The 23,333-nt window shown below is 77.1% G+C and carries 1 protein-coding gene; it reads left to right on the top strand.

The genetic code is table 11. The annotated features are described in order from the left end of the window. Positions 1–55: 55 nt before the first annotated feature. A partial coding sequence (locus tag ACIBAI_RS27745) for an SDR family NAD(P)-dependent oxidoreductase (protein WP_399038430.1) occupies positions 56–23,333 on the top strand: 23,278 nt, incomplete at its 3' end.

The following is a 23,333-nucleotide window of genomic DNA, read 5'->3' as shown; positions in this document are numbered from 1 at the left end:
CGTCGAACGCCCCCTCCCGGAGCCGAGCCTTCCCCCTCTCGCACGAAAGCCCCCCATGGACACCACACCCTCCGCACCGCAGCGTCCCGCGCCCCGGGACCTCCTGCTGACGCCGCACTGGCACGACCGGCCCCTCGGCGACCGGACCCCGGCCGCCGCGCCCGCCCGGCGCCTGATCGTGCTGTGCGACGCCGACGACGCCCACGAGGCCGCCGTCCGCCGCCGCCTGCCCGGAGTGTCCCTCGCCCGCGTGGACAGCGCCGGTGACGGACCGGCCGCGACCTACCGACGGGCCGCCACCCGGCTCCTCGGCGAACTGCAGCGCCTGCTCGGGCAGCCGCACCGGGAACGGCGCGTCGTCCAGGTGGCCTGCCCCGAGCGCGGCCCCCACGGTTACGCCGGCCTGCTCGGCATGCTGCGCAGCGCCGCCCTGGAGGAGCCGGCGCTGGCCGTGCAGCTCGTCGAGTTCGCCCCGTGGCCCGCCGCCGAGGACCTGGCCGGGATCCTCCGGGCCGAGCAGGACGCCGGGGACGCGCACGTGCGCTACCACGACGGGCACCGGCAGCTGCCGCGGTGGCGGCCCGCCGCGGAGCTCCCGGCGGCCGAGACGCGGCTCTGGCGCCCCGACGGCGTGTACCTGGTCACCGGCGGCGCGGGCGGCATCGGCCGGCTGCTCGCCGCCGACCTCGCCCGGCACGCCCCCGCGGCCCGCCTCGTGGTGTGCGGGCGCCGCGCGTCCGACGGCGTGGACCGGCGCGGACTCGCCGCCGCCGAGTACGTCCGGGCCGACGTCACCGACGCCGCCGCGGTCGCCGAGACGGTCGACGGCGTCGTACGGCGGCACGGGCGCCTCGACGGCATCGTCCACGCGGCCGGGCTGCTGCGCGACGGCTACGTCCTGCGCAAGAGCCACCAGGAACTGCACGAGGTGCTGGCGCCCAAGGTGGCCGGCCTGGTCCACCTCGACGAGGCCAGCAGCCATCTCCCGCTCGACTTCCTCATCGCCTTCTCCTCCGGCTGCGGCAGCCTCGGCAACGCCGGGCAGGCCGACTACGCCGCCGCCAACGGCTTCCTGGACGCCTACCTGTCCCACCGCAGCCACCTCGTCGCGTCCGGGCTGCGGCACGGCCGGAGCCTGTCCCTCGCCTGGCCGCTGTGGCGCGAGGGCGGCATGAGCGTCCCCGCCGACGACCTGCCCGCACTCGCCGAACGCTTCGGCCACCCCCTCGACACGGCCACCGCGCTGGGCGCCCTGCACGAGGCGGTGCGGCTGGACGCGCCGTACGTGCTGGTCGCCGACCGGCGGGGGACCGGGCCGCGGACCCGTGCGGAGCAGCCCCCAGGAGCAGGGGCTTCGCAGCCCGGCACGCCCGCGCCGCCGGCGGCGCCCGTCACCGCGCCGCCCGCCACCGCGCTGCGCGCCGGCGTGCTGTCCAAGGTCAAGGAACTCCTCGCCACCACGCTGCGCCTGGACGCCGCCCGCCTCGACGCCGACGCGCCGCTGGACGGCTACGGCATCGACTCGCTCGCCGTCACCCGGCTCAACCGGCACCTGGAGCAGTGGTTCGGCGCCCTGCCCAAGTCGCTGCTGTACCAGCACCCCACCCTGCGGGAACTCGCCCACCACCTGGCCGACCACCACCCGGAGGGCAGCCGGCGCTGGCTCGACGGCGCACCGGCCGCGACCGCCACCGCACCGGCTCCGGCCGCCCCGGACGCGCCCGCGTCCACGGACCGGGCCGCGGACACGGCCGTACGGCCCCCCGCCCCGGCCGCGCCCGCCGCGCCCCCCGCCCCCGGGGCCGCTTCGCGGGCCGCCGTGACCGCCCGCCCCCGGCCGGCCGACGAGCCGATCGCCGTCATCGGACTGAGCGGCCGCTACCCCGACGCCCCCGACCTCGCCGCGTTCTGGCGCAACCTGCGGGCCGGACGCGACAGCGTGCGCGAGATCCCCGCCGAGCGCTGGCCGCTGGACGGCTTCTTCGAGCCGGACGCCCGGCGCGCCGTACGGCAGGGCGCCAGCTACAGCAAGTGGGGCGCGTTCCTGGACGACTTCGCCCGGTTCGACGCCGCGTTCTTCGGCATCGCGCCGCGCACCGCCGCCGACATGGACCCGCAGGAGCGGCTGTTCATCGAGTGCGCCTGGGCCGTGCTGGAGGACGCCGGGTACACGCCCCGGCGCCTCGCCGAGCAGCACGGTTCCCGGGTGGGCGTGTTCGCGGGCGTCACCAAGACCGGCTTCGACCGGCACCGCCCCGCCGCGCCGGACGGCGACGTGCCGCCGGCCCCCCGGACCTCCTTCGCCTCCCTCGCCAACCGCGTGTCCTACCTCCTGGACCTGCGCGGCCCGAGCATGCCGGTCGACACGATGTGCTCGGCGTCCCTGACCGCCGTCCACGAGGCGTGCGAGCAACTGCGGCGCGGCGCCTGCGAACTGGCCATCGCGGGCGGCGTCAACCTGTACCTGCACCCCTCGACCTACGTCGACCTGTGCCGCTCGCGGATGCTCGCCTCCGGCGACCGCTGCCGCAGCTTCGGCGCGGGCGGCGACGGCTTCGTGCCCGGCGAGGGAGTCGGCGCCGTCCTGCTCAAGCCGCTGTCCCGGGCGGAGGCCGACGGCGACCCGGTGCGCGCGGTCATCCTCGGCTCCAGCGTCAACCACGGCGGCCGCAGCAACGGCTACACCGTGCCCAACCCGCGCGCCCAGGCCGCCCTGGTGCGCGAGGCGCTGGAACGCGCGGGCGTGACCCCCGACCAGGTCGGGTACGTCGAGGCGCACGGCACCGGCACCCGGCTCGGCGACCCGGTGGAGATCGACGGCCTCACGCAGGCGTTCACCGAGGGCCTGCCGGACAGCGCGGACCGCCCGTCGTGCGCCCTGGGCACGGTGAAGTCGAACATCGGCCACCTGGAGGCCGCCGCCGGCATCGCCGGTCTCACCAAGGCGGTCCTCCAGCTCGAACACGGCGAGCTGGTGCCGAGCCTGCACGCCGAACCGCCCAACCCGGAGATCGACTTCGCCGCGACCCCGTTCACGGTGCAGACCCGGCGGGCACCCTGGCCGGCCCCCGCCGACGGCCGGCCCCGCGTGGCGGGCGTGTCCTCCTTCGGCGCGGGCGGGGCCAACGCGCACGTCGTCCTCGCCGAGTACCGGGCCCCCGCCGACCGCCCCGCCCCGCCCCCCTCGTCCGGCCCCTTCCTGCTGCCGCTGTCCGCACGCACCCCGCAGGCGCTGCGCGCCCGCGTCGAGCAGATGGCGGCGTGGCTGGACGGCGCCGGTGCGCCCGTCGACCTCGGCGCCGTCGCCTTCACGCTGCAGACCGGCCGCGAGGAGATGGACGAGCGGCTGTGCTTCGTCGCGGCGCGCGCCGAGGAGTGGCGCGCGCAGCTGGCCGCCTACCTCGCCGACCCGGACGCCGACGGCCCCTGGGGCCGCGACCGCGTGCGCACCACCCGGGAGACCCGGGCGGCGCTGGCGGACAGACCCGAGGTCCGCGGGCTCGCCGACCAGTGGGCCGCCCGCGGCGAGTGGCTGCGGCTGGCCGCCTTCTGGGCCAAGGGCATGCCGCTCGACTGGACCCGGCTGCACGACGGCGACCGCGCCCCGGCGCGCCTGCACCTGCCGACGTACCCGTTCGCCGGGCCCCGCTACTGGTTCGACACGGCCGCCTCCCTCGCCGGCCCCGCGCCGGCGCCCGCCCCCGCCCCCGAGGCGGCCCGCCAGGCCGCCGAGCCCGCCCCCGCCCCCGGTGCCGACGCCCGCGAGGTCGAACGCATCGTCCTGGCCACGGTCGGCGACGCCCTCCAGATGCCGGCCGACGAGATCGACCGGCGCCGGCCCTTCGCCGACCTCGGGCTCGACTCCATCCTCGGCGTCAACGTGGTGCAGACGCTCAACGAGACGCTGGGCACCGGCCTGGAGACCACCGACCTCTTCGACCACGGCTCGGTGGAGCGACTGCACACGTTCATCGTGCGGACGTACGGCGACACCCTGCGCGCCCCGGCCGCCCCCGCCGCCCCCGCGGCGTCGGAGGCCGCCGCCGCGTCGCCGGCCGCCGGGACGCCCCGCCCGCAGCCCCTGCCCGCCGACGAACCCATCGCCGTCGTCGGCCTGGCCGCCCGCTTCGCCGACGCGCCCGACCCGCGGGCCCTGTGGCGCCACATCGCCGCCGGGGACGACCTGGTCGGCCCGGTCACCCGCTGGGACCTCGACCGCGAGGCACCCGGCGTGTCCTGCCGCGCCGGCAGCTTCGTCGACGGCATCGACCGGTTCGACCCGGTGTTCTTCGGGATCTCCGGCGTCGAGGCCGCCGCCATGGACCCGCAGCAGCGGATCTTCCTGGAGGAGTGCTGGAACGCCCTGGAGGACGCGGGCTACACCGGTGAACGCCTCACCTCCCGCACCTGCGGCGTCTACGTCGGCTGCTACGCCGGCGACTACCACGAGCACCTGGGCGAGCGGGCCCCCGCCCAGGCCCTGTGGGGCACCATGGGCTCGGTGGTGGCCTCCCGCATCGCCTACCACCTCGATCTGACCGGGCCCGCCCTCAGCGTCGACACCTCCTGCTCCAGCTCCCTGGTCGCCCTCCACCTGGCCTGCCGCGACCTCAGGGCGGGCGCCGCCGACATGGCCCTGGCCGGCGGCGTGTTCATCCAGACCACCCCCCGCCTGTACGTCTCCGCCGACCGCGCCGGCATGCTCTCCCCGAGCGGACGCTGCCGCAGCTTCGACGCCGACGCCGACGGCTTCGTGCCCGGCGAGGGCGCCGGCGTCGTCGTCCTCAAACGGCTCTCCGACGCCGAACGCGACGGCGACCACGTCTACGGCCTGATCCGCGGCTCCGGCGTCAACCAGGACGGCACCACCAACGGCATCACCGCGCCCAGCGCCGTCTCGCAGGAGCGGCTGCTGCGCACCGTGCACGAGGAGTGCGGCATTACCCCCGGCGGCATCCAGCTCGTCGAGGCCCACGGCACCGGCACCCCGCTCGGCGACCCCATCGAGTTCCGCGCCCTGCGCCGGGCGTTCGAAGGCGCCCCCGAGGGAAGCTGCTCGCTCGGCTCGATCAAGACCAACCTCGGCCACACCCAGTTCGCCGCGGGCGTCGCCGGCGTCATCAAGGCGCTGCTCGCGCTGCACCACCGGCAGCTGCCGCCCACCCTGCACTTCACCCGCGGCAACCCGGCGATCGCCCTGCAGGGCAGCCCGTTCCGCGTCGACACCCGGCTGCGCCCGTGGCCGCGGCCGGACCACGGGCCGCGCCGCGCCGCCGTCAGCTCGTTCGGCGCCAGCGGCACCAACGCGCACGTCGTCCTGGAGGAGTACGCACAGCCCGCGCACACCGACGAGGACGGCACCGAGCACGCCTTCCTGCTGTCCGCCCGCACCCCCGAGGCCCTGCGCCAGGCGGCGCGGCGCCTGGCCGACCACCTCGGCGCCGCGCCCGCCCCGCCGGCCGGCGCGGTCGCCCACACCCTCGCCGCCGGCCGGCGGCACTTCGACCACCGGCTGGCCGTCCTCGCCGCCGACCTGCCGACCCTCGCCGCGCACCTCCGGTCCTGGCTCGCCGGCACCGGCGGCCCGGCCGTCCACCGGGGCGAGGTCTCCGCGCAGGCCGCCCCGGCCGCCGCCCCCACGACGCGGCCGGCCCCGCGGGAGCTGGCCCGCGCCTACGTCGAGGGCCGCGTCGACCGGTTCGCCGACCACTTCCCGGCCGGTGCCCGCCGGGTGGTGCCGCTGCCGACGTACCCGTTCGAACGCGACCGCTACTGGGCCGACGAGGCCCGGCCCGGCGGCGAGCGGGCCACCGCGCCCGACGCGTACCGGTGGCCGCTCGCCGGCACCGAGTTCTTCCTGGCCGACCACCACGTCGGCGGTCGCCCGGTCCTGCCCGCCGTGGTCTCCCTGGAGGCCGTGCGCCGCGCGGTGTCGGGGGAGACCTTCGCGCCGCTCGGCCTGCGCGACGTGGTCTGGCCGGCCCCCTTCGCACCGGACGCCGACGGCCCGGGCGCCCGGCCGGCCGAACTGCGCGTCGAACTCGACGCCGACCGCACCGGCTTCCGCGTCCGGCGGGCCGGCGCCGCGCCGCGCGAGGTGCACGCCCAGGGCCGGATCGCCACCCCCGCCGCACCGCCGGCCGGCCGGATCCGGCCCGAGGAACTCCGGGCCCGCTGCGACCGGCACACCCTGACCCGCGAGCAGTGCTACGCCGCCCTCGGCGCCGTCGGCATCCGGCACGGGGAGCGCCTGCGCGCCCTGGACTCCCTCGCCGTCGGCGACGGCGAGGTGCTGGCCCGGCTGGTGCTGCCCGAAGCCGCCCGCGACACGTCGTACGCGCTGCACCCGGCGATGCTCGACGCCGCGATCCAGGCGGTCGTCGGCCTGTACGGCGACCGCACCGGCGCCCTGGCCGACCACGCCGGCGCCCCCGCCCTGCCGTTCGCGCTCGACTCCCTCGACATCCTCGGCCCGACCACCGGCCGCATGTGGGCCCACCTGCGGCACAGCGACGGCTACGCCCCGTCCGCGCGGCGCGGCGTGCAGAAAGCGGACATCGACGTGTACGACGACGAAGGACGCCTCCGCGTCAGCCTGCGCGGCTACTCCTCCCGCCACCGCACCGCACCGGACGCCGCCCCCGGCACCGCACCGGAGTCCGAGCCCGCGCGGACCGCGCCCGGAGTCCCGCACCCCGCGCCCGGGCAGCCGCACCCCGCGCCCGGGACGCCCGAGGCCCGCCTGCTCGTCCCCGTCTGGGACGCCCTGCCGGCCGGCGACGCGCCCCGCTGGCCCGCGCCCGCGACGCGCCTGGCCGTCCTCGGCGGCACCGCCGAGGAGCGGGCCGAGCTGCGCCGCCGCTACCCGGACGCCACCGTCCTGGACCCGCGCGACGCCGACTCGCCGCAGCGGCTCGCCGCGCTGCTGCCGCCCGGCGTCGAACACGCCGTGTGGCTGGCCCCGGAGCGCGCCGCCCGGCCCGGCAGCGGCACCGACGCCGTCCTGACCGCGTTCCGCCTCGTCAAGGCGCTCCTCGCGGACGGAGCCGACGCCCGCGAACTCGGCCTGACCGTGATCACCCGGCAGGCACGCCGGCTGGCCGGCGACCGTGCCGTCGACCCGGCGCACGCCGGCGTGCACGGCCTGTTCGGCACCGTCGCCAAGGAGTACCCGCACTGGCGGGTCCGGGTGGCCGACATCGGCGCCGGCGCCGGCGTCCCCTGGGACGAGGTGCTGGCCCTGCCCGCCGATCCGCGCGGCGAGACCCTCGCCCACCGGGACGGCGAGTGGTACCGCCAGCGCCTGCTCGAACTCACCGCGCCCGCGCCCTCGCCCGGCGAGGAGCGGCTGCGGCCCGGCGACGTGGTCGTGGCCATCGGCGGCGCCGGAGGCATCGGCACGGTGTGGACCGAGCACGTGATGCGCCGCCACGGCGCCCGGGTCGTCTGGATCGGCCGCCGCCCCCTGGACGAGACCGTCGAGGCCCGCCGCACCGCGCTCGCCGGGCACGGGCCGCGCCCCGACTACGTGCAGGCGGACGCCACCGACCCGGCCGCGCTGCGCGCCGCCTGCGAGGAGATCGTCCGCCGGCACGGCCCCGTGCGCGCCGTCCTGCACACCGCCATCGTCCTCGGCGACCAGAGCCTGGCCCGCATGGACGAGGACCGGTTCCGCGCCACGTACGCCGCCAAGGCCGACGTGTCGGTCAACCTCGCCGACGCCTTCGGCGACCAGCCGCTGCGGTTCGTGGCGTTCTTCTCCTCCATGCAGGCGTTCTTCAAGGCGCCCGGGCAGGCCAACTACGCCGCCGGCTGCACCTTCTCCGACGCCTGGGCGGAGTACCTGCGCGACCGCCTGCCCTGCCCGGTCAAGGTGATGAACTGGGGCTACTGGGCCGGCGTCGGCATCGTCACCGGCGACGACTACCGCCGCCGCATGGCGCAGGCCGGGCTCGCCTCGATCGAACCCGACGAGGGCATGGCCGCCTACGACACCCTGCTCGCCTCGCCGTACCCGCAGCTCGCCCTGCTGAAGGCCACGCACCCGGGCAGCATCGACGGCCTGTACGGCGAGGACGCCGTCGAACACCACCCGGTGCGCACCCCGTCCCTGATCACCGCCCTGCGCGACGGCCGCCCCGACCGGCGCGAGGAGATCGGGCGGCTGCGCGCCGAGGCCGACGGGCACGCCGGCTCCATGCACGACGCGCTGCTGCGCATCACCTGGGCGCTGCTGCGCTCCCTCGGCCTGTTCGACGGCACACGCGCCGCCACCGCCGACGAGTGGCGCGCGACGGGCGGCATCACCGCCGGCTACGCCCGGTGGACGGCGCACACCCTGCACGTGCTGACCGAGGCCGGCTACCTGCGGCGCGACGCCGACGGCCGCTACGCGGCGGCCGCCCCCGGCCCCGTGGACCTCGACGCCGCCTGGCGGGACTGGGACGCCGCCCGCGCGGTCTGGGAGACCCAGGACGCCAAGCGCGCCCAGGCCGTCCTGGTCGACACCACGCTGCGCGCCCTGACCGACGTCCTCACCGGCCGCCGCCCGGCGACCGACGTGATGTTCCCCGGCTCCTCGCTGCGCCTGGTCGAGTCCGTCTACAAGAACAACCCGGTCGCCGACTACTTCAACGCGGTCCTCGCCGACACCCTGGTGGACTACCTGCGCCGCCGGCTCGCCGACGACCCGGCCGCGCGCATCCGGATCCTGGAGGTCGGCGCCGGCACCGGCGGCACCAGCGCCGTCGTCTTCCGGCGGCTGCGGCAGTGGAGCGAGCACGTCGAGACGTACTGCTACACCGACCTGTCCAAGGCGTTCCTGCTGCACGCCCGCCGGGAGTACGGCGACATCGCCCCCTACCTCGACGAGCGGCTGCTGAACATCGAGCAGCCGCTCGCCGGCCAGTCCGTACGGCCCGGCGACTTCGACGTGGTCGTCGCCACCAACGTGCTGCACGCCACCCGCAACATCCGCACCACCCTGCGCAACGTCAAGGCCGCGCTGCGCCCGCACGGCGTGCTGCTCCTCAACGAGCTGAGCGACAACGTCTTCTTCAGCCACCTGACGTTCGGGCTGCTGGAGGGCTGGTGGCGCTACGACGACCCGGCGCCGCGCATCGCCGGCTCGCCCGGCCTCACCCCCGCCGCCTGGCGGCGCCTCCTCGGCGAACTCGGCTTCCGGGGCGCCTTCGTCGCCGCCGAGGGCGCCGACGACCTGGGCCAGCAGGTGATCGTCGCCGAGAGCGACGGCGCGATCCGCCAGCCGCGCCCCGACGGGGTCTGCGCGTTCCGGGGCGGCACGCCCCCGGCGGACGCGCCGACCGCCCCGGCGGACGCGCCGACCGCCCCGGCGGCCCGGCCCGGGCCCGCCGACGCGCCCGCGTCCGGGGCGGCTCCCGCCGCGCCCGCCGCGCCCGGGGGGACCGCGGCCGTGCCCGCACCGGCTGAGGACCCGGCGACGCGACTGCGCGAACCGGCCCGCGCCTTCTTCCGCGGGCTCGTCGCCGACACGCTGCGCCTGCCGCTGCCGGACATCAAGGCGGACGTGCCCCTGGAGCGCTACGGCATCGACTCCATCCTCGTCGTGCAGCTCACCGAAGCGGTCCGCGCGCACCTGCGCGATGTCGGAAGCACCCTGTTCTTCGAGGTGCGCACCATCGACGGCCTGGTGGACCACTTCGTGCGCACCCAGCCGGACGAACTCGCCGCACTCGTCGGCGTCGACCCCACGGCACCCGCCGCCCCGGCGGCGGCACAGCCGGCGCCGGAAGCCGGACGGGCCGCCGCCGTCGAGGAGCGGCCCCCCGCCCCCGCCCCCGGCCCCGACCGGCGACCGGCCGCCGCCGACGCCGCCGACGCCGCCGACGGCGACCGAGGCACGGCCATCGCCGTCGTCGGCATGGCCGGCCGCTACCCCGGCGCCCGGGACCTGGACGCCTTCTGGGAGAACCTGCTCGCCGGCCGGGACAGCGTCACCGAGATCCCCGCCGACCGCTGGGACCACGACCGGTTCTACGACCCGCGCCGCGGCGTGCCCGGCCGGACCTACAGCAAGTGGGGCGGCTTCATCGACGGCGTCGACGAGTTCGACCCGCTCTTCTTCGGGATCGCGCCCAGCGTCGCGTCCACCATGGACCCGCAGGAGCGGCTGTTCCTGCAGTGCGCCTACGAGACGCTGCAGGACGCCGGCTACACGCGCGACGCGCTGCGCTCGGCCGCACGGCGCCGCGTCCACCGCGACGCCGGGGACATCGGCGTCTTCGTCGGCGCGATGTACACCGAGTACCAGCTCCACGGCGCGGAGGCCATCGCGCGCGGCGAGCACGTCGTCGTCCCCGGCAGCCTGGCGTCCATCGCCAACCAGGTGTCGTACTTCCTCGACGCGAGCGGTCCCAGCGTCGCCGTCGACACCATGTGCGCCTCCGCGCTGACCGCCGTCCACCTGGCGTGCGCCGCGATCCGCAGCGGCGAGTGCGCGGTCGCGCTGGCCGGCGGCGTCAACGTGTCGGTGCACCCGAGCAAGTACCTGATGATCGGCCAGGGCCAGTTCGCCTCCAGCGACGGCCGCTGCCGCAGCTTCGGCGAGGGCGGCGACGGCTACGTGCCCGGCGAGGGCGTCGGCGCCGTCCTGCTGCGCCCGCTCGCCGACGCCGTCGCCGACGGCGACCGCATCCTCGGCGTGATCCGCGGCACCGCCGTCAACCACGGCGGCCGCACCCACGGCTTCACCGTGCCCAACCCGCACGCGCAGGCCGCGGTGATCCGCAGTGCCTGGCGGCAGGCCGGCATCGACCCGCGGGACATCCAGTACGTCGAGGCCCACGGCACCGGCACCGCGCTGGGCGACCCCATCGAGATCGCCGGCCTGAAGTCCGCCTTCGCCGAGTTCACCGACGACCGGGCCTTCTGCGCCATCGGCTCCGCCAAGTCGAACATCGGCCACCTGGAGAGCGCGGCGGGGATCGCGGGCCTGGCCAAGATCCTGCTCCAGATGCGGCACGGCCGCCTCGTGCCGTCGCTGCACGCCGAACGCACCAACCCGCACATCGACTTCGCCGACACCCCCTTCGTCCTGCAGCGCGAGGCCGCTCCGTGGCCGCGCCCCGAGGGACGGCCCCGGCTCGCCGCCCTCTCCGCCTTCGGCGCCGGCGGATCCAACGCCCACCTCGTCGTGGAGGAGTACGTCATGTCCGACCCGGGCCCCCGGCGCACCGGTTCCGTCGTCGCGGTGCTGTCCGCCCAGGACGCCGACCGGCTGCGCGACTCGGCGCGGCGGCTGTCCGACGCGCTGCGCTCCGGCGCCTGGAGCGACGGCGACCTCGCCGACATCGCCTACACCCTCCAGGTCGGCCGGGAGGCGATGGACGCCCGCTTCGCCGTGGTGACGGACACCCTGCCGGGCCTGCTGGACGCGCTCGACGCGTGCGCCGACGGCACCGCACTGCCCGCCGGGGCGTACCTGCGCGACGGCGGCGGACGCAGCGAACCCGCCGCCGCGTTCACCGCCGACGACGACTTCCAGGACACCGTCGCCCGCTGGGCCGCCCGCGGCAAGCTCGCGCCCCTCGCCGAGGCGTGGACGCACGGCCTCACGGTGGACTGGGCCCGCCTGTACGGCGACGGGCCGGCCCCGCGCCGGGTGGGCCTGCCGACCTACCCGTTCGCCCGCGAGAGGTACTGGTTCACCGACGCGCTGCCGCGGACGGCACCCGCGTCCGCCCCGCCGCCCGCGCCCGCCCCCGAACCGGCACCCCGGGCGACCCCGGCGCCCCCCGCCCCGGCGGCCGGCGCCCCCGCCGCCCTCCCCGCCGGTCACCTCACCCTCGCCCCCGTCTGGGAGCCGGTCCGCCCCGACCGGGCCGCGGGCGGGCCCGGCACGGCGGAGCGCGTCCTCGCGGTGAACCCGTCCCCGCGGGACGCCGACGCCCTGCACCGCCTGCACCCGGGCCTGCTCACCCTCCACACCGCCGACCGCGCGATCGACGACCTGAGCCGCGAACTGGCCTCCTACGGCCCCGTCGACCGCGTGGTGGCCGCCTTCCCGACGACCCCGGCCGCCTCCGGCGCCCGCCCCGGCGCCGGCGCGCACGGCGACGCGCTGCGCCACGCCTTCCGCTTCGTCAAGGCGCTGCTCGCGACCGGTGCCGCCGACCGCCCGCTGGAACTCACCCTGGTGACCCGGCACGCCTTCGATCCCGCCGGCACCGCGGACGTCGACCCCGAACAGGCCGGGCTGCACGGCCTGTTCGGCGGGCTGGCCAAGGAGTGCCCGCAGTGGCGGGTCCGCGCCGCCGACCTCGCCGACGGCCGTCCCCTCGACCCGCGCGAGCTGTTCGCCCTCCCGGCCGACCACCGCGCGCACCCCTGCGCCCGCAGCGGCGGCCAGTGGCTCCAGCGGCGCCTCATCGCCGTCGACACCACCGCGGCGACGGCCGCGCCGGACGCCCCCGGATTCCGCCGCGACGGCGTGTACATCCTGATCGGCGGAGCCGGCGAGCTCGGTGTCCGGCTGAGCGAACACCTTCTCCGGCGTTACGACGCGCACGTGGTGTGGGTCGGCCGCCGCACCGAGGACGCCGCGATCCGCGAGGCCGCCGCCCGCGTCGGCGCGCACGGCCGCACCCCGCTGTACCTGTCCGCCGACGCCACCGACCGCGACGCGCTGGCCCGCGTGCGCGACGAGGTGCTGCGCCGCCACGGCCGCGTCGACGGACTCGTGCACCTGGCGATGGTGTTCACGCACACCCCGCTGACCGCGATGGACGAAGCCGAACTGGACGCCGTACGCGCGGCCAAGGCCGCACCGTGCGGGCACTTCGCCGAGGTGTTCGCCGGCCACCGCCCGGACTTCGTCCTCCTGGTGTCCTCCCTGGTCAGCCAGATCCGCAACCCGCACCAGGCGCACTACGCGGCGGCCTGCGCCATCGAGGACGCGAGCGCGTCCGCGCTGCGGCGGGCGCTCGGCTGCCCGGTGAAGGTCGTCAACTGGGGCTACTGGGGCAACACGCCCGTTGAGTACCTGCGGGAGCTGGCCTCGCTGGGCGTGGCGGCGATCGACCCGCGGGCCGCCATGGCCGCCCTGGAATGGCTGCTGGCCGGCCCCCTGGACCAGATCGGCTTCATGCGGACCAGCCGCCCGCTGCCCGTCGAGGGCGCCCTCGCGGACGAGGTGCTGACCCCGCTGCCCGCCGGGCCGGTCCCGCACCACGACCTCCCGGACCTCCCGGACCTGCCGCTGCCGCCCGCGCTCGCCGCGTACGGCACCGGACCCGTGCCCGGCGCCGTCGACGACCACCTGTGCCGCTGCCTCGCCGCCGAACTGCGCCGCATCGGCCTGGACGAACCGCGCGACGCCGCCCGCTGGGCGCGGCGCACCGGCGTCGACGCCCGCTTCGGCGCCTGGCTCACCGCCACCCTGCGCGCCCTGACCGAGCACGGACTGATCGACGCCGGGGGCCGCTGGGCGCCCGGCGCACCCGGCGCCGCCGACGCCGACGCCCTCCGCGCCGGCCTCGCCCGCGCCGCCACCGGCTGGGCCGAGGCCAACCCCGACCTGCGCGCCCCGCTGGCCCTGCTCGGCACGACCCTCCCGGCGCTCGGCGACATCCTGCTCGGCCGCCGCGCCGCCACCGACGTGCTCTTCCCCGGCGGCAGCTTCGCCCTGGTCGAAGGCGTCTACCGGGACAACCGGGTCGCCGGGTACTTCAACGCCGTCCTCGCCGACCAGGTCGCCGCCCACCTCGGGGCCCGCCGGCGCCTGGACCCGCGGGCCCCGCTGCGCGTCCTGGAGATCGGCGCCGGCACCGGCGGCACCACCGTGCCGGTCCTGGACCGCCTGGAACGAGAGGGCCTGCGCCCGGACACGTACTGCTTCACCGACGTCTCGCAGGCGTTCCTGCAGAACGCGCAGGACACCTTCGGCAGCCGGTACGCCGCACTGGACTACCGCGTCCTCGACATCGGCCGGGCACCCCAGGAACAGGGCTTCGGCGCGGGCGAGTACGACGTCGTGATCGCCGCCAACGTGCTCCACGCGACCAGCGACGTCCGGCCGACCCTGCGGCACGCCAAGTCGCTGCTGCGCGGCGGCGGACTGCTGGCGCTCAACGAGATCAGCGGCTTCTACCTCGTCAACCACCTCACCTTCGGGCTGCTCGACGGCTGGTGGCGGCACGAGGACACCGAACTGCGCGTCGCGGGCAGCCCGGCGCTGTCCCCGGAGAGCTGGCGGTCGGTGCTCGCGCAGGAGGGCTTCACCGGGATCCGGCACCCGGCCGCCCCGGGCCTGGTCCTCGGCCAGCAGATCGTGGTCGCGGTCAGCGACGGCGTCGTCCGCCTGCCGCGCGCGACGGACGGCACGTCCGGGCGGGGCAGCGCGCGGGCGGCCGCCTCGGCGGCGGAACCCGTCGAGGTCCCCGACGCCTCGGCGGCGGAACCCGTCGAGGTCCCCGACGCCTCGGCGGCGGACCCCGTCGAGGTCCCCGCCGTCCCGTCCCCGGCCCCGTCCCCGTCCGCGGCCCCCGCGCCGCCTCCGGCCGGGACGGCGGCGGCCTCCGCGGCCCGGGTGGCGGACGTCGTCCTCGGCGAACTCGCCGACGCCCTGCGCATGCCGGCCGAACGGATCGACGCCGACCGGGCGTTCGCCGACTACGGACTGGACTCCATCGTCGGCGCGAAGTTCATCCAGCGCGTCAACGACCGGCTCGGCCTGGACCTGATGACCACGGTCATCTTCGACCACCGCAGCGTGCGGCAGCTGGCCGCGCACATCGAGCAGAGCCACGACCCGGTCCTGCCGGCACCGGCACCGTCATCGGCCGAGGCACCGGTGACGGCCGCGGCACCCGCCGCGCCCGCGCAGGCCCCGGCACCCGCGCAGGCCCCCGCGCCCCCCGCCCCCGTCCCGGCCGCCTTCGCCGGTCCCGCCCGGCCCCTGACCCGCGAGCCCATCGCCATCGTCGGCGTCAGCGGACGCTTCGCGGGCTCCGCCGACCTCGACGCCCTGTGGGAGCACCTGGCCGCCGGCCACGACCTGGTCGGCCCCATCGAGCGCTGGGACCTCTCCGGCGTCGGCGAGGACGAACTGAGCTGCCGGGCGGGCAGCTTCCTCGACGGCATCGACCGCTTCGACGCCCGGTTCTTCCACATGACCGGCCTGGAGGCCACCTACACCGACCCGCAGCAGCGCCTCTTCCTGGAGCAGGCCTGGACCGCGCTGGAGAACGCCGGCCACGTCGGCGCCTCCCTCGCCGCGCTGCGCGGCGGCGTCTACGTCGGCTGCACCGGCGGCGACTACACCGAGTGGTTCGACGACGCGCCGCCCGCCCAGGCGGTGTGGGGCAACGCGCCGTCCATCGTGCCCGCCCGCATCGCCTACCACCTGGACCTGCACGGCCCGGCGATCGCGGTCGACACGGCCTGCTCCAGCTCGCTGGTCGCCGTCCACCTGGCCTGCCAGGGCCTGTGGACCGGCGAGACCGACATCGCCGTGGCCGGCGGCGTCAGCGTGCAGACCACGCCGCTGACCCACCTGGCCGCCGGCCGCGCCGGCATGCTCTCCCCGACGGGCCGCTGCCACACCTTCGACGCCCGCGCCGACGGCTTCGTGCCCGGCGAGGGCGTGGGCGTGGTGGTGCTGCGGCGGCTGTCCGACGCGCTGGCCGACGGCGACCACGTGCACGCCGTCATCCGCGGCTCCGGCCTCAACCAGGACGGCGCCACCAACGGCATCACCGCCCCCAGCGCGCTCTCCCAGGAGCGGCTGATCCGCCAGGTGTACGGCGACTTCGGCATCGACCCCGCCGACATCGGCCTCGTCGAGGCGCACGGCACCGGCACCCAGCTCGGCGACCCGATCGAGTTCGACGCGCTGCGCAAGGCGTTCGGCCCGGCCGGCGGCCCCCGCTCCTGCGCGCTCGGCTCGGTCAAGACCAACCTCGGGCACACCACCTCGGCGGCGGGCGTGGCCGGCCTGCTGAAGGTCGTCCTGGCCCTGCGCCACGAGCAGATCCCGCCGACTCTGCACCACCAGGAGCCCAACCCCGCCATCCGGCTCAACGACAGCCCCTTCCACGTCAACACCGAACTGCGCCGCTGGGAGCCCAACGCCCGCGGCCGGCGCATGGCGGCGGTCAGCTCCTTCGGCTTCAGCGGCACCAACGCCCACCTGGTCGTCGAGAGCGCGCCCGCCCGGCCCGCGCGGCGGGCCGACGGGCGGCCGTACCTGTTCGTGCTGTCCGCGCCCCAGCCCGAGGCGCTGCGCGAGCTGACCGCCGACCTGGCGGCCCACCTGCGCCGCACTCCCGGCCTCCTGCCCGGCGACGTCAGCCACACCCTGGCGCTCGGCCGGCGGCACTTCGCGCACCGCGCGGCCTACATCGCCTCCGACTGCCAGGAGCTCGCCCGGCTGCTGGAGGGCGACGGCGGCACGCCGCCCACCGGGTACGGCGACCCGGCCCTGGAAGACGCCCGCAGCCGCTACCTCGACGGCGCCACCGTCGACTTCGCGCCCCTGTTCGCCGGACGCGACGTGCGCCGCACACCGCTGCCGACCTACCCGTTCCAGCGCAAGCGGTACTGGGTGGAGGGCGCCCGCCGCCCGGACCTCGACGCCGGACGCGGGACGCGCCGGCCCGCGCGGCGCCCCGCGCCCGCCGCGCGGCGCAGGCCGGAGCGCGACCCGCGGCAGACCGCGATGGACGACCTCCTCCTGGACCTGCTCCAGGTGCAGCTCGACGCCTCGGGCCTCGACCTGCGCGTCCCGTTCACCCCGGACGAGGCGGTCGCCCGCACCGGCGCGCAGGGCGTGCTCGCGCGCTGGCTGACGGCGAGCACGGACCGGCTGGAGCGCGAGGGGCGCCTGCGCCGGGAGGGCGGGCGGCTGCGCGCCGACCGCGTGCCGGACCCCGCCGCCACCTGGCGGGCCTGGGAGCGGGCCGTGCCCGGCTGGCGGGACGACGAGGGCCTCGGCGCCCAGGCCGACCTCGCCACGGCCATGCTGCGGGCCCTGCCCGCCATCCTCTCCGGACGGGTCGCCGCCACCGACGTGATGTTCCCCGACGGCTCGCTCGGCCAGGTCGAGAACCTGTACCGGAACAACGCGGTCGCCGACTACTTCAACCACGTCGTCGGCGACGCCCTGGTGGCCCGGATCGAGGAGCGCCTCGCCGCCGACCCCGGCGCCCGGCTGCGCATCATCGAGATCGGCGCCGGCACCGGCGGCACCAGCGCCCTGCTCTTCCCCCGGCTGCGGCCCTACGCCGAGCACGTCGAGGAGTACCGCTACACCGACCTGTCCAAGGCGTTCCTGCTGCACGCCCGCGAGAACTACGGCCCGGACAACCCCTACCTGCGCTACCAGACCTTCGACGTCGGCCGGCCGCCCGAGGAGCAGGGCCTGACGCCCGGCTCCTACGACGTCGCCGTGGCCACCAACGTGCTGCACGCCACCGCCGACATCCGCACCACGGTGCGGCACGTGCGGGCCCTGCTGGCCGACGACGGGATGCTGCTGCTCAACGAGATCAGCGGCGACCACGTCTTCGCCCACCTCACCTTCGGCCTGCTGGAGGGCTGGTGGCTCTACCGCGACGACGAACTGCGCATGCCGGGCAGCCCGGCGCTGCATCCGCACACCTGGCGCCGGGTGCTGCGCGAGGAGGGCTTCGGCGCGGTGACCCAGCCCGCCGCGGACGCCGACGACCTCGGTCAGCAGGTGCTGGTCGCCGAGGCCGACCCGGCGCACTCCGCCACGGGCGGCCGGACGCCCTCGGCACCGCGCTCCGGCACGGCCGACCCGGTCGCGCCGTCCGCCCCGGCCGCACCGTCCGCGCCGTCCGCCGCCCCGGCGCCCGCCGGCGCGGCCCCGGACGGGGACGAACTGCGGGACGCCGTCGCGGACCGGCTGCTCGCCGAGGTCTCCCGCGCGCTGATGATGGAGCCCGGGGAGATCGACCCGCAGGCGTCCTTCAGCGACTTCGGTGTGGACTCCCTCCTCGGCGTCAAGCTCGTCGGCGAGATCAACCGCGCCTTCGGCCTCGACCTGGCGACGACCGCCCTCTTCGAGCACAGCACCCTCGACCGGCTGACCGACCTGCTCGTCACCCGGCACCGGGCCGACGTCCGCGCGGCCGTATCCGCACGGACGGCACCCTCCGACGCGCCGGCGCCGGCCGTCCCGTCCTCCCCGGCCCCCGCCCCGGAGGCGTCCTCCCCGGCCCCCGCCCGGGCGGCCTCTTCCCCCGTGCCCGCGGCCGACGACGCCGTGGCCGTCATCGGCATCGCCGCCCGCTACGCCCAGTCGCCCGACGCCGAGACCCTGTGGGCGCACCTGGCCGCCGGGGACGACCTGGTCACCGAGGCCGACCGGTGGGACCTGGCGCGGGCGCTGGGCGAGGACGCCGGACAGCAGTACGGCAGCTTCCTGGACGACATCGCCCGCTTCGACGCCGGGTTCTTCCGGATCTCCGGCAAGGAGGCCGCCTACACCGACCCGCAGCAGCGGATCTTCCTGGAGGAGTGCTGGCACGCCCTGGAGGACGCCGGCTACGCCGGTGAGCGGCTCGACGGCCGGGACTGCGGCGTCTACGTCGGCGCCTTCCCCGGCGACTACCACGAACTGATCGGCCAGGACGCGCCCGCGCAGACCATGTGGGGCAACATGGCCTCGGTCATCGCCTCCCGCATCTCCTACTTCCTGGACCTCCAGGGACCCGCCGAGTCGATCGACACCGCCTGCTCCAGCTCCCTGGTCGCCATCCACCACGCCTGCCAGGACCTGCGCCTAGGCGTCACCTCGATGGCGCTGGCCGGCGGCGTGTTCGTCCAGTCCACGCCCCGCCTGTACCAGTACGGCACGCGCGCGGGCATGCTCTCGCCGAGCGGCCGCTGCCACACCTTCGACTCCCGCGCCGACGGCTTCGTGCCCGGTGAGGGCGCCGGCGTCGTCGTCCTCAAGCGGCTCGCCGACGCCCTGCGCGACGGCGACCACGTGTACGGCGTCATCCGCGGCTCCGGCGTCAACCAGGACGGCACCACCAACGGCATCACCGCGCCCAGCGCCACCTCGCAGGAGCGGCTGCTGCGCGGCGTGTACGAGCGGGCGGGCGTGGACCCGGCGCGCATCCAGTTCATCGAGGCGCACGGCACCGGCACCCCGCTGGGCGACCCGATCGAGTTCGAGGCGCTGTGCCAGGCGTTCGGCGACGCCCCCGAGGGCGGCTGCGCGCTCGGCGCGATCAAGACCAACCTGGGCCACACCCAGTTCGCCGCCGGCGTCGCCGGCGTCGTCAAGGTGCTCCTCGCGCTGAAGCACCGTCAGCTTCCGCCGTCCCTGCACTTCGCCGAGGCCAACCCGGCGATCACGCTGGAGGGCAGCCCCTTCCGCGTCCCCACCGGGCTGGAGACCTGGCCGGCGCCGGCCGCCGGTCCGCGCCTCGCGGGCGTCAGCTCCTTCGGCGCCAGCGGCACCAACGCCCACGTGCTGATCGAGGAGGCCCCCGCGCCGGGCGGCCCGCGCCACCCCGAGCGGTCGCACTGGCTGCTGGTGCTGTCCGGACAGGGCGAGGCCGCGCGCCGCGCCCAGGCCGAACGGCTCCTGGCGCACGTCGAGGCGCACGACGACCTGGACCTCGGCGACGTGGCCTACACCCTGGCCACCGGCCGCCGCCACTGCACCCACCGGCTCGCCCTCGTCGCCACCGGCCGCGCCCAGCTGACCGCGGCGCTGCGCGCCTGGCTGCGCGACGGCCACGCCGAGGGCGTGGTCACCGGGGAGAGCACCGACCGGCGCGGCCGCGGCGACCGCGCCGCCGCGTCCGCGCGCGGCGACGCCGGGCCCGAGGCGCTGGCCGAGCTGGCCGCGGCCTACGTCCGGGGCGCCGCGCCGCGCTTCGCGGACCTGTTCTCCGGCGGCGGCTTCCGTATCGTGCCGCTGCCGGGCTACGCCTTCGGCGGCGAGCGCCACTGGGTGGCCCCCACGAGCACCGGACGCCCCCCGGCCCCGGCCGCCGAGGCGCCGCCGTCGCCGCTCGCCGGGCACGCCGCCCCGGGGGACGGCCCGGACCCCGTCCGCCGCACCGAGCTGACCGGCGCCGAGTTCTTCCTCGCCGACCACCGCGTGCGGGGCGTGCCGGTGCTGCCGGGCGTGGCCTACCTGGAACTGGCGTGCGCCGCCGCCCGGGCCGAGGGCCTGCCGGCCACCGGCCTGGTGCTGCGCGGCGTCGTCTGGTCGCGGCCCGCCCGGATCGAGCGGCCCACCACCGTGGAGACCGTCCTGCGCCGCCGTGCGGAAGGCGGCTACGCCTACGAGGTCGCCTCCCGCCGGGACGACGGACGCCTGACGCACGGCCAGGGCCGGATCGAGCGCGGCCCCGCGCCCGCCGCCGAGCGCCTGGACATCGACGCCCTGCGCGCCCGCTGCGCCACGCGCGGCCTGGACCACGAGGCCTGCTACCGCCTGTTCGACCGCATGGGCATGGGCTACGGCCCCGCCCTGCGCGGCCTGGAACGCCTCGACACCGGCCCCGGTCTGGCCGTGGCCCGCGTGCGCGTGCCGCGGGCGGCGGGGGAGACGGCCGGCTGGACCCTGCACCCCTCCGTCCTGGACGCCGCGGTGCAGGCGACCGTGGGCCTGGCCCTGACCGGCGACGGCGACGACGTGCCGGCCGCGCTGCCGTTCGCGGTCGACGAGGTCCACGTCCTCGCGCCGACGCCCGCGGCCGGCTGGGCGGTGGCCCGCTCCGCGGCCGGCGACCGCGGCGGCCCCGTCCACCGGGTCGACATCGACCTGTGCGACGACACCGGCCGGGTGTGCGTACGCCTCCTCGGCTTCCAGGCCCGCACCCTGCCCGCGCCCGACGCCCGGCAGCGGGAGCAGGAGCGGTCCGCCGGCGACGACGCCGCCCTGGTCCTGATGCGCGTCGACTGGCGGCAGGCCGAACCGGAGCCCGCCGAGCGGCTGTTCGTCCGGCACGACGTGCTGCTGGCCGGCCTCGACCGGGTCGACCCGGCGGCCGTCGCGGCCGCACTCGGCCGCCCCTGCGCCGGCCTGCCCGCCGCGCCCGGCGACCCGGCCGGGCGCTACACCGCCCGCGCCGCGGCACTGCTGGCCCGCCTGCGGCAGACGGTCCCCGCCACCCGCGACGGCGACGTCCTGGTGCAGCTCGCCGTTCCCGCGCACGGCGACGACCGGCTCACCGCCGGCCTCGACGGCATGCTGCGCTCCGCCCGGCAGGAACACCCCCGCCTGGTCACGCAGCTGATCGAGGTGGACCCCGCGGCCGGCGCCGAGGAGCTGGCCGCCGCGCTGCGGCAGGAAGCCGCCGGCGCCGCCGACGGCACCGTGCGCCGCGCCGGGGGCCGTCGCCTGGTGCCCCGCTGGGAGGCGATCGAGGACACCGTCCCCGAACAGCCCTGGAAGGCCGGCGGCGTCTACCTCGTGACCGGCGGGGCCGGCGGCCTCGGCGCCCTGTTCGCTCGGGAGATCGCCCGCCGGGCCCCCGGCGCCGTCCTGGTGCTCTGTGGCCGCTCGCCCGAGGGCCCGCGCCAGGCCGGACTGCTGCGCGAGCTGCGGGCCTCGGGCGCGGACGCGCACTACCGGTCGCTGGACGTGGGCCGGCGCGACGACGTCGTCGCCTGCGTCCGCGAGACGGTCGCCGCCCACGGCCGCCTCGACGGCATCCTGCACACCGCGGGCGTGCTGCGCGACGGCTACCTCGCCCAGAAGAGCGCCGAGGACCTGCGCGAGGTGTTCAGCGCCAAGGTGGCCGGCCTCGTCCACCTCGACGAGGCCAGCGCCGACCTGCCGCTGGACTGGTTCATCGGGTTCTCCTCGCTGTCCGCGTTCGGCAACCCGGGCCAGGCCGACTACGCCGCCGCCAACGCCTTCATGGACGCCTACGCCGCCCGCCGCGCCGAAGAGGCGGCGCGCGGCGCACGCCACGGCCGGACGCTCGTGGTCGGCTGGCCGCTGTGGGCCGACGGCGGCATGGGCATCGACGAGGCCACCGCGCGCGGACTGCGCGAACGGGCCGGCATGCTGCCGATGCCCGCCCGGCAGGGCATCGCCGCCCTGTACCACGCCTACGGCACCGGGCTGCCCCACGTGATGGCGGTCTACGGCGACCGCGCCCGCGTCGAGGCGACCCTGCTGGCCGCGCCGAGGCCCGCCGCCGCGGCCGGGCGGGCCGCCGACCGGACCGAGGCGCCCGCCCGGGACCGCGCCGCACGGCGCCCGGCACTGCTGCGCTCGCTGATCACCGAGGTGTCGACGCTGCTGCAGGTCCCCGAGGACGACATCGACGGCGCGGTGGAGATGAGCGAGTACGGATTCGACTCCATCTCGCTCACCGAGTTCGCCACCAGGCTCAACGAGCGCTACGGCCTGTCGCTGGCGCCGACGCTGTTCTTCGAGTACCCGACGCTGGGCGAGGTGGCCGACCACCTCCTCGACGAGTACGGCGACCGCGTGGCCCCCGGGACCGCGGCGGAAACCGGCGACGCGGAAGCCGGCGACGCTCGGACGCCCGACCCACGGGACGCCGAGCCGCCGGCCGCCACGATCGCGCCGGACGGGCCCTCCGTCGTCGAGCGGGCCGCCCCGCCGGTCGCGGGGGAGCGGACCGGCGAGCCCATCGCCGTGGTGGGCGTCAGCTGCCGCTTCCCGCAGGCCGAGGACCTGCACGCCTTCTGGGAGAACCTGAGCGAGGGCCGCGACTGCATCGGCGAGGTCCCCGCGGACCGCTGGGACTGGCGTGCCCACTACGGCGATCCCGTCAAGGAGCCCAACACCACGAACGTCAAGTGGGGCGGCTTCATGGACGGCGTCGCCGACTTCGACCCGGCGTTCTTCGGCATCTCGCCGAGGGAGGCCGAGCTGATGGACCCCCAGCAGCGGCTGCTGATGCTGTACGTGTGGAAGGCCCTGGAAGACGCCGGCTACGCCGCGAGCGCGGTCGCCGGCAGCGACATGGCCATCTTCGTCGGCACCACCAACACCGGCTACGGCAACCTGGTCGCCCGCCACGTGCCGGTGATCGAGGGCTACTCCGCCACCGGCTCCGTGTCCTCCATGGGCCCCAACCGGATGAGCAACTTCCTCGACGTGCACGGGCCGAGCGAGCCGGTCGAGACGGCCTGCTCCAGCTCCCTGGTCGCCATCCACCGCGCCGTCCAGGCCCTGCGCGAGGGACAGTCCGGGCTCGCCGTCGCGGGCGGCGTCCAGACGATGGTCGGCGTCGACGGGCACATCAGTTTCTCCATGGCGGGGATGCTCGCGGTGGACGGGCGCTGCAAGACGTTCTCGGACCGGGCGGACGGTTATGTGCGCGGTG

Origin of the sequence: Streptomyces sp. NPDC051041, from assembly GCF_044456065.1 — a bacterium.
Taxonomy (GTDB): domain Bacteria; phylum Actinomycetota; class Actinomycetes; order Streptomycetales; family Streptomycetaceae; genus Streptomyces; species Streptomyces glaucus.
Note: the sequence above shows the minus strand (reverse complement) of the source record. Positions and strands in the feature narration are given on the sequence as shown.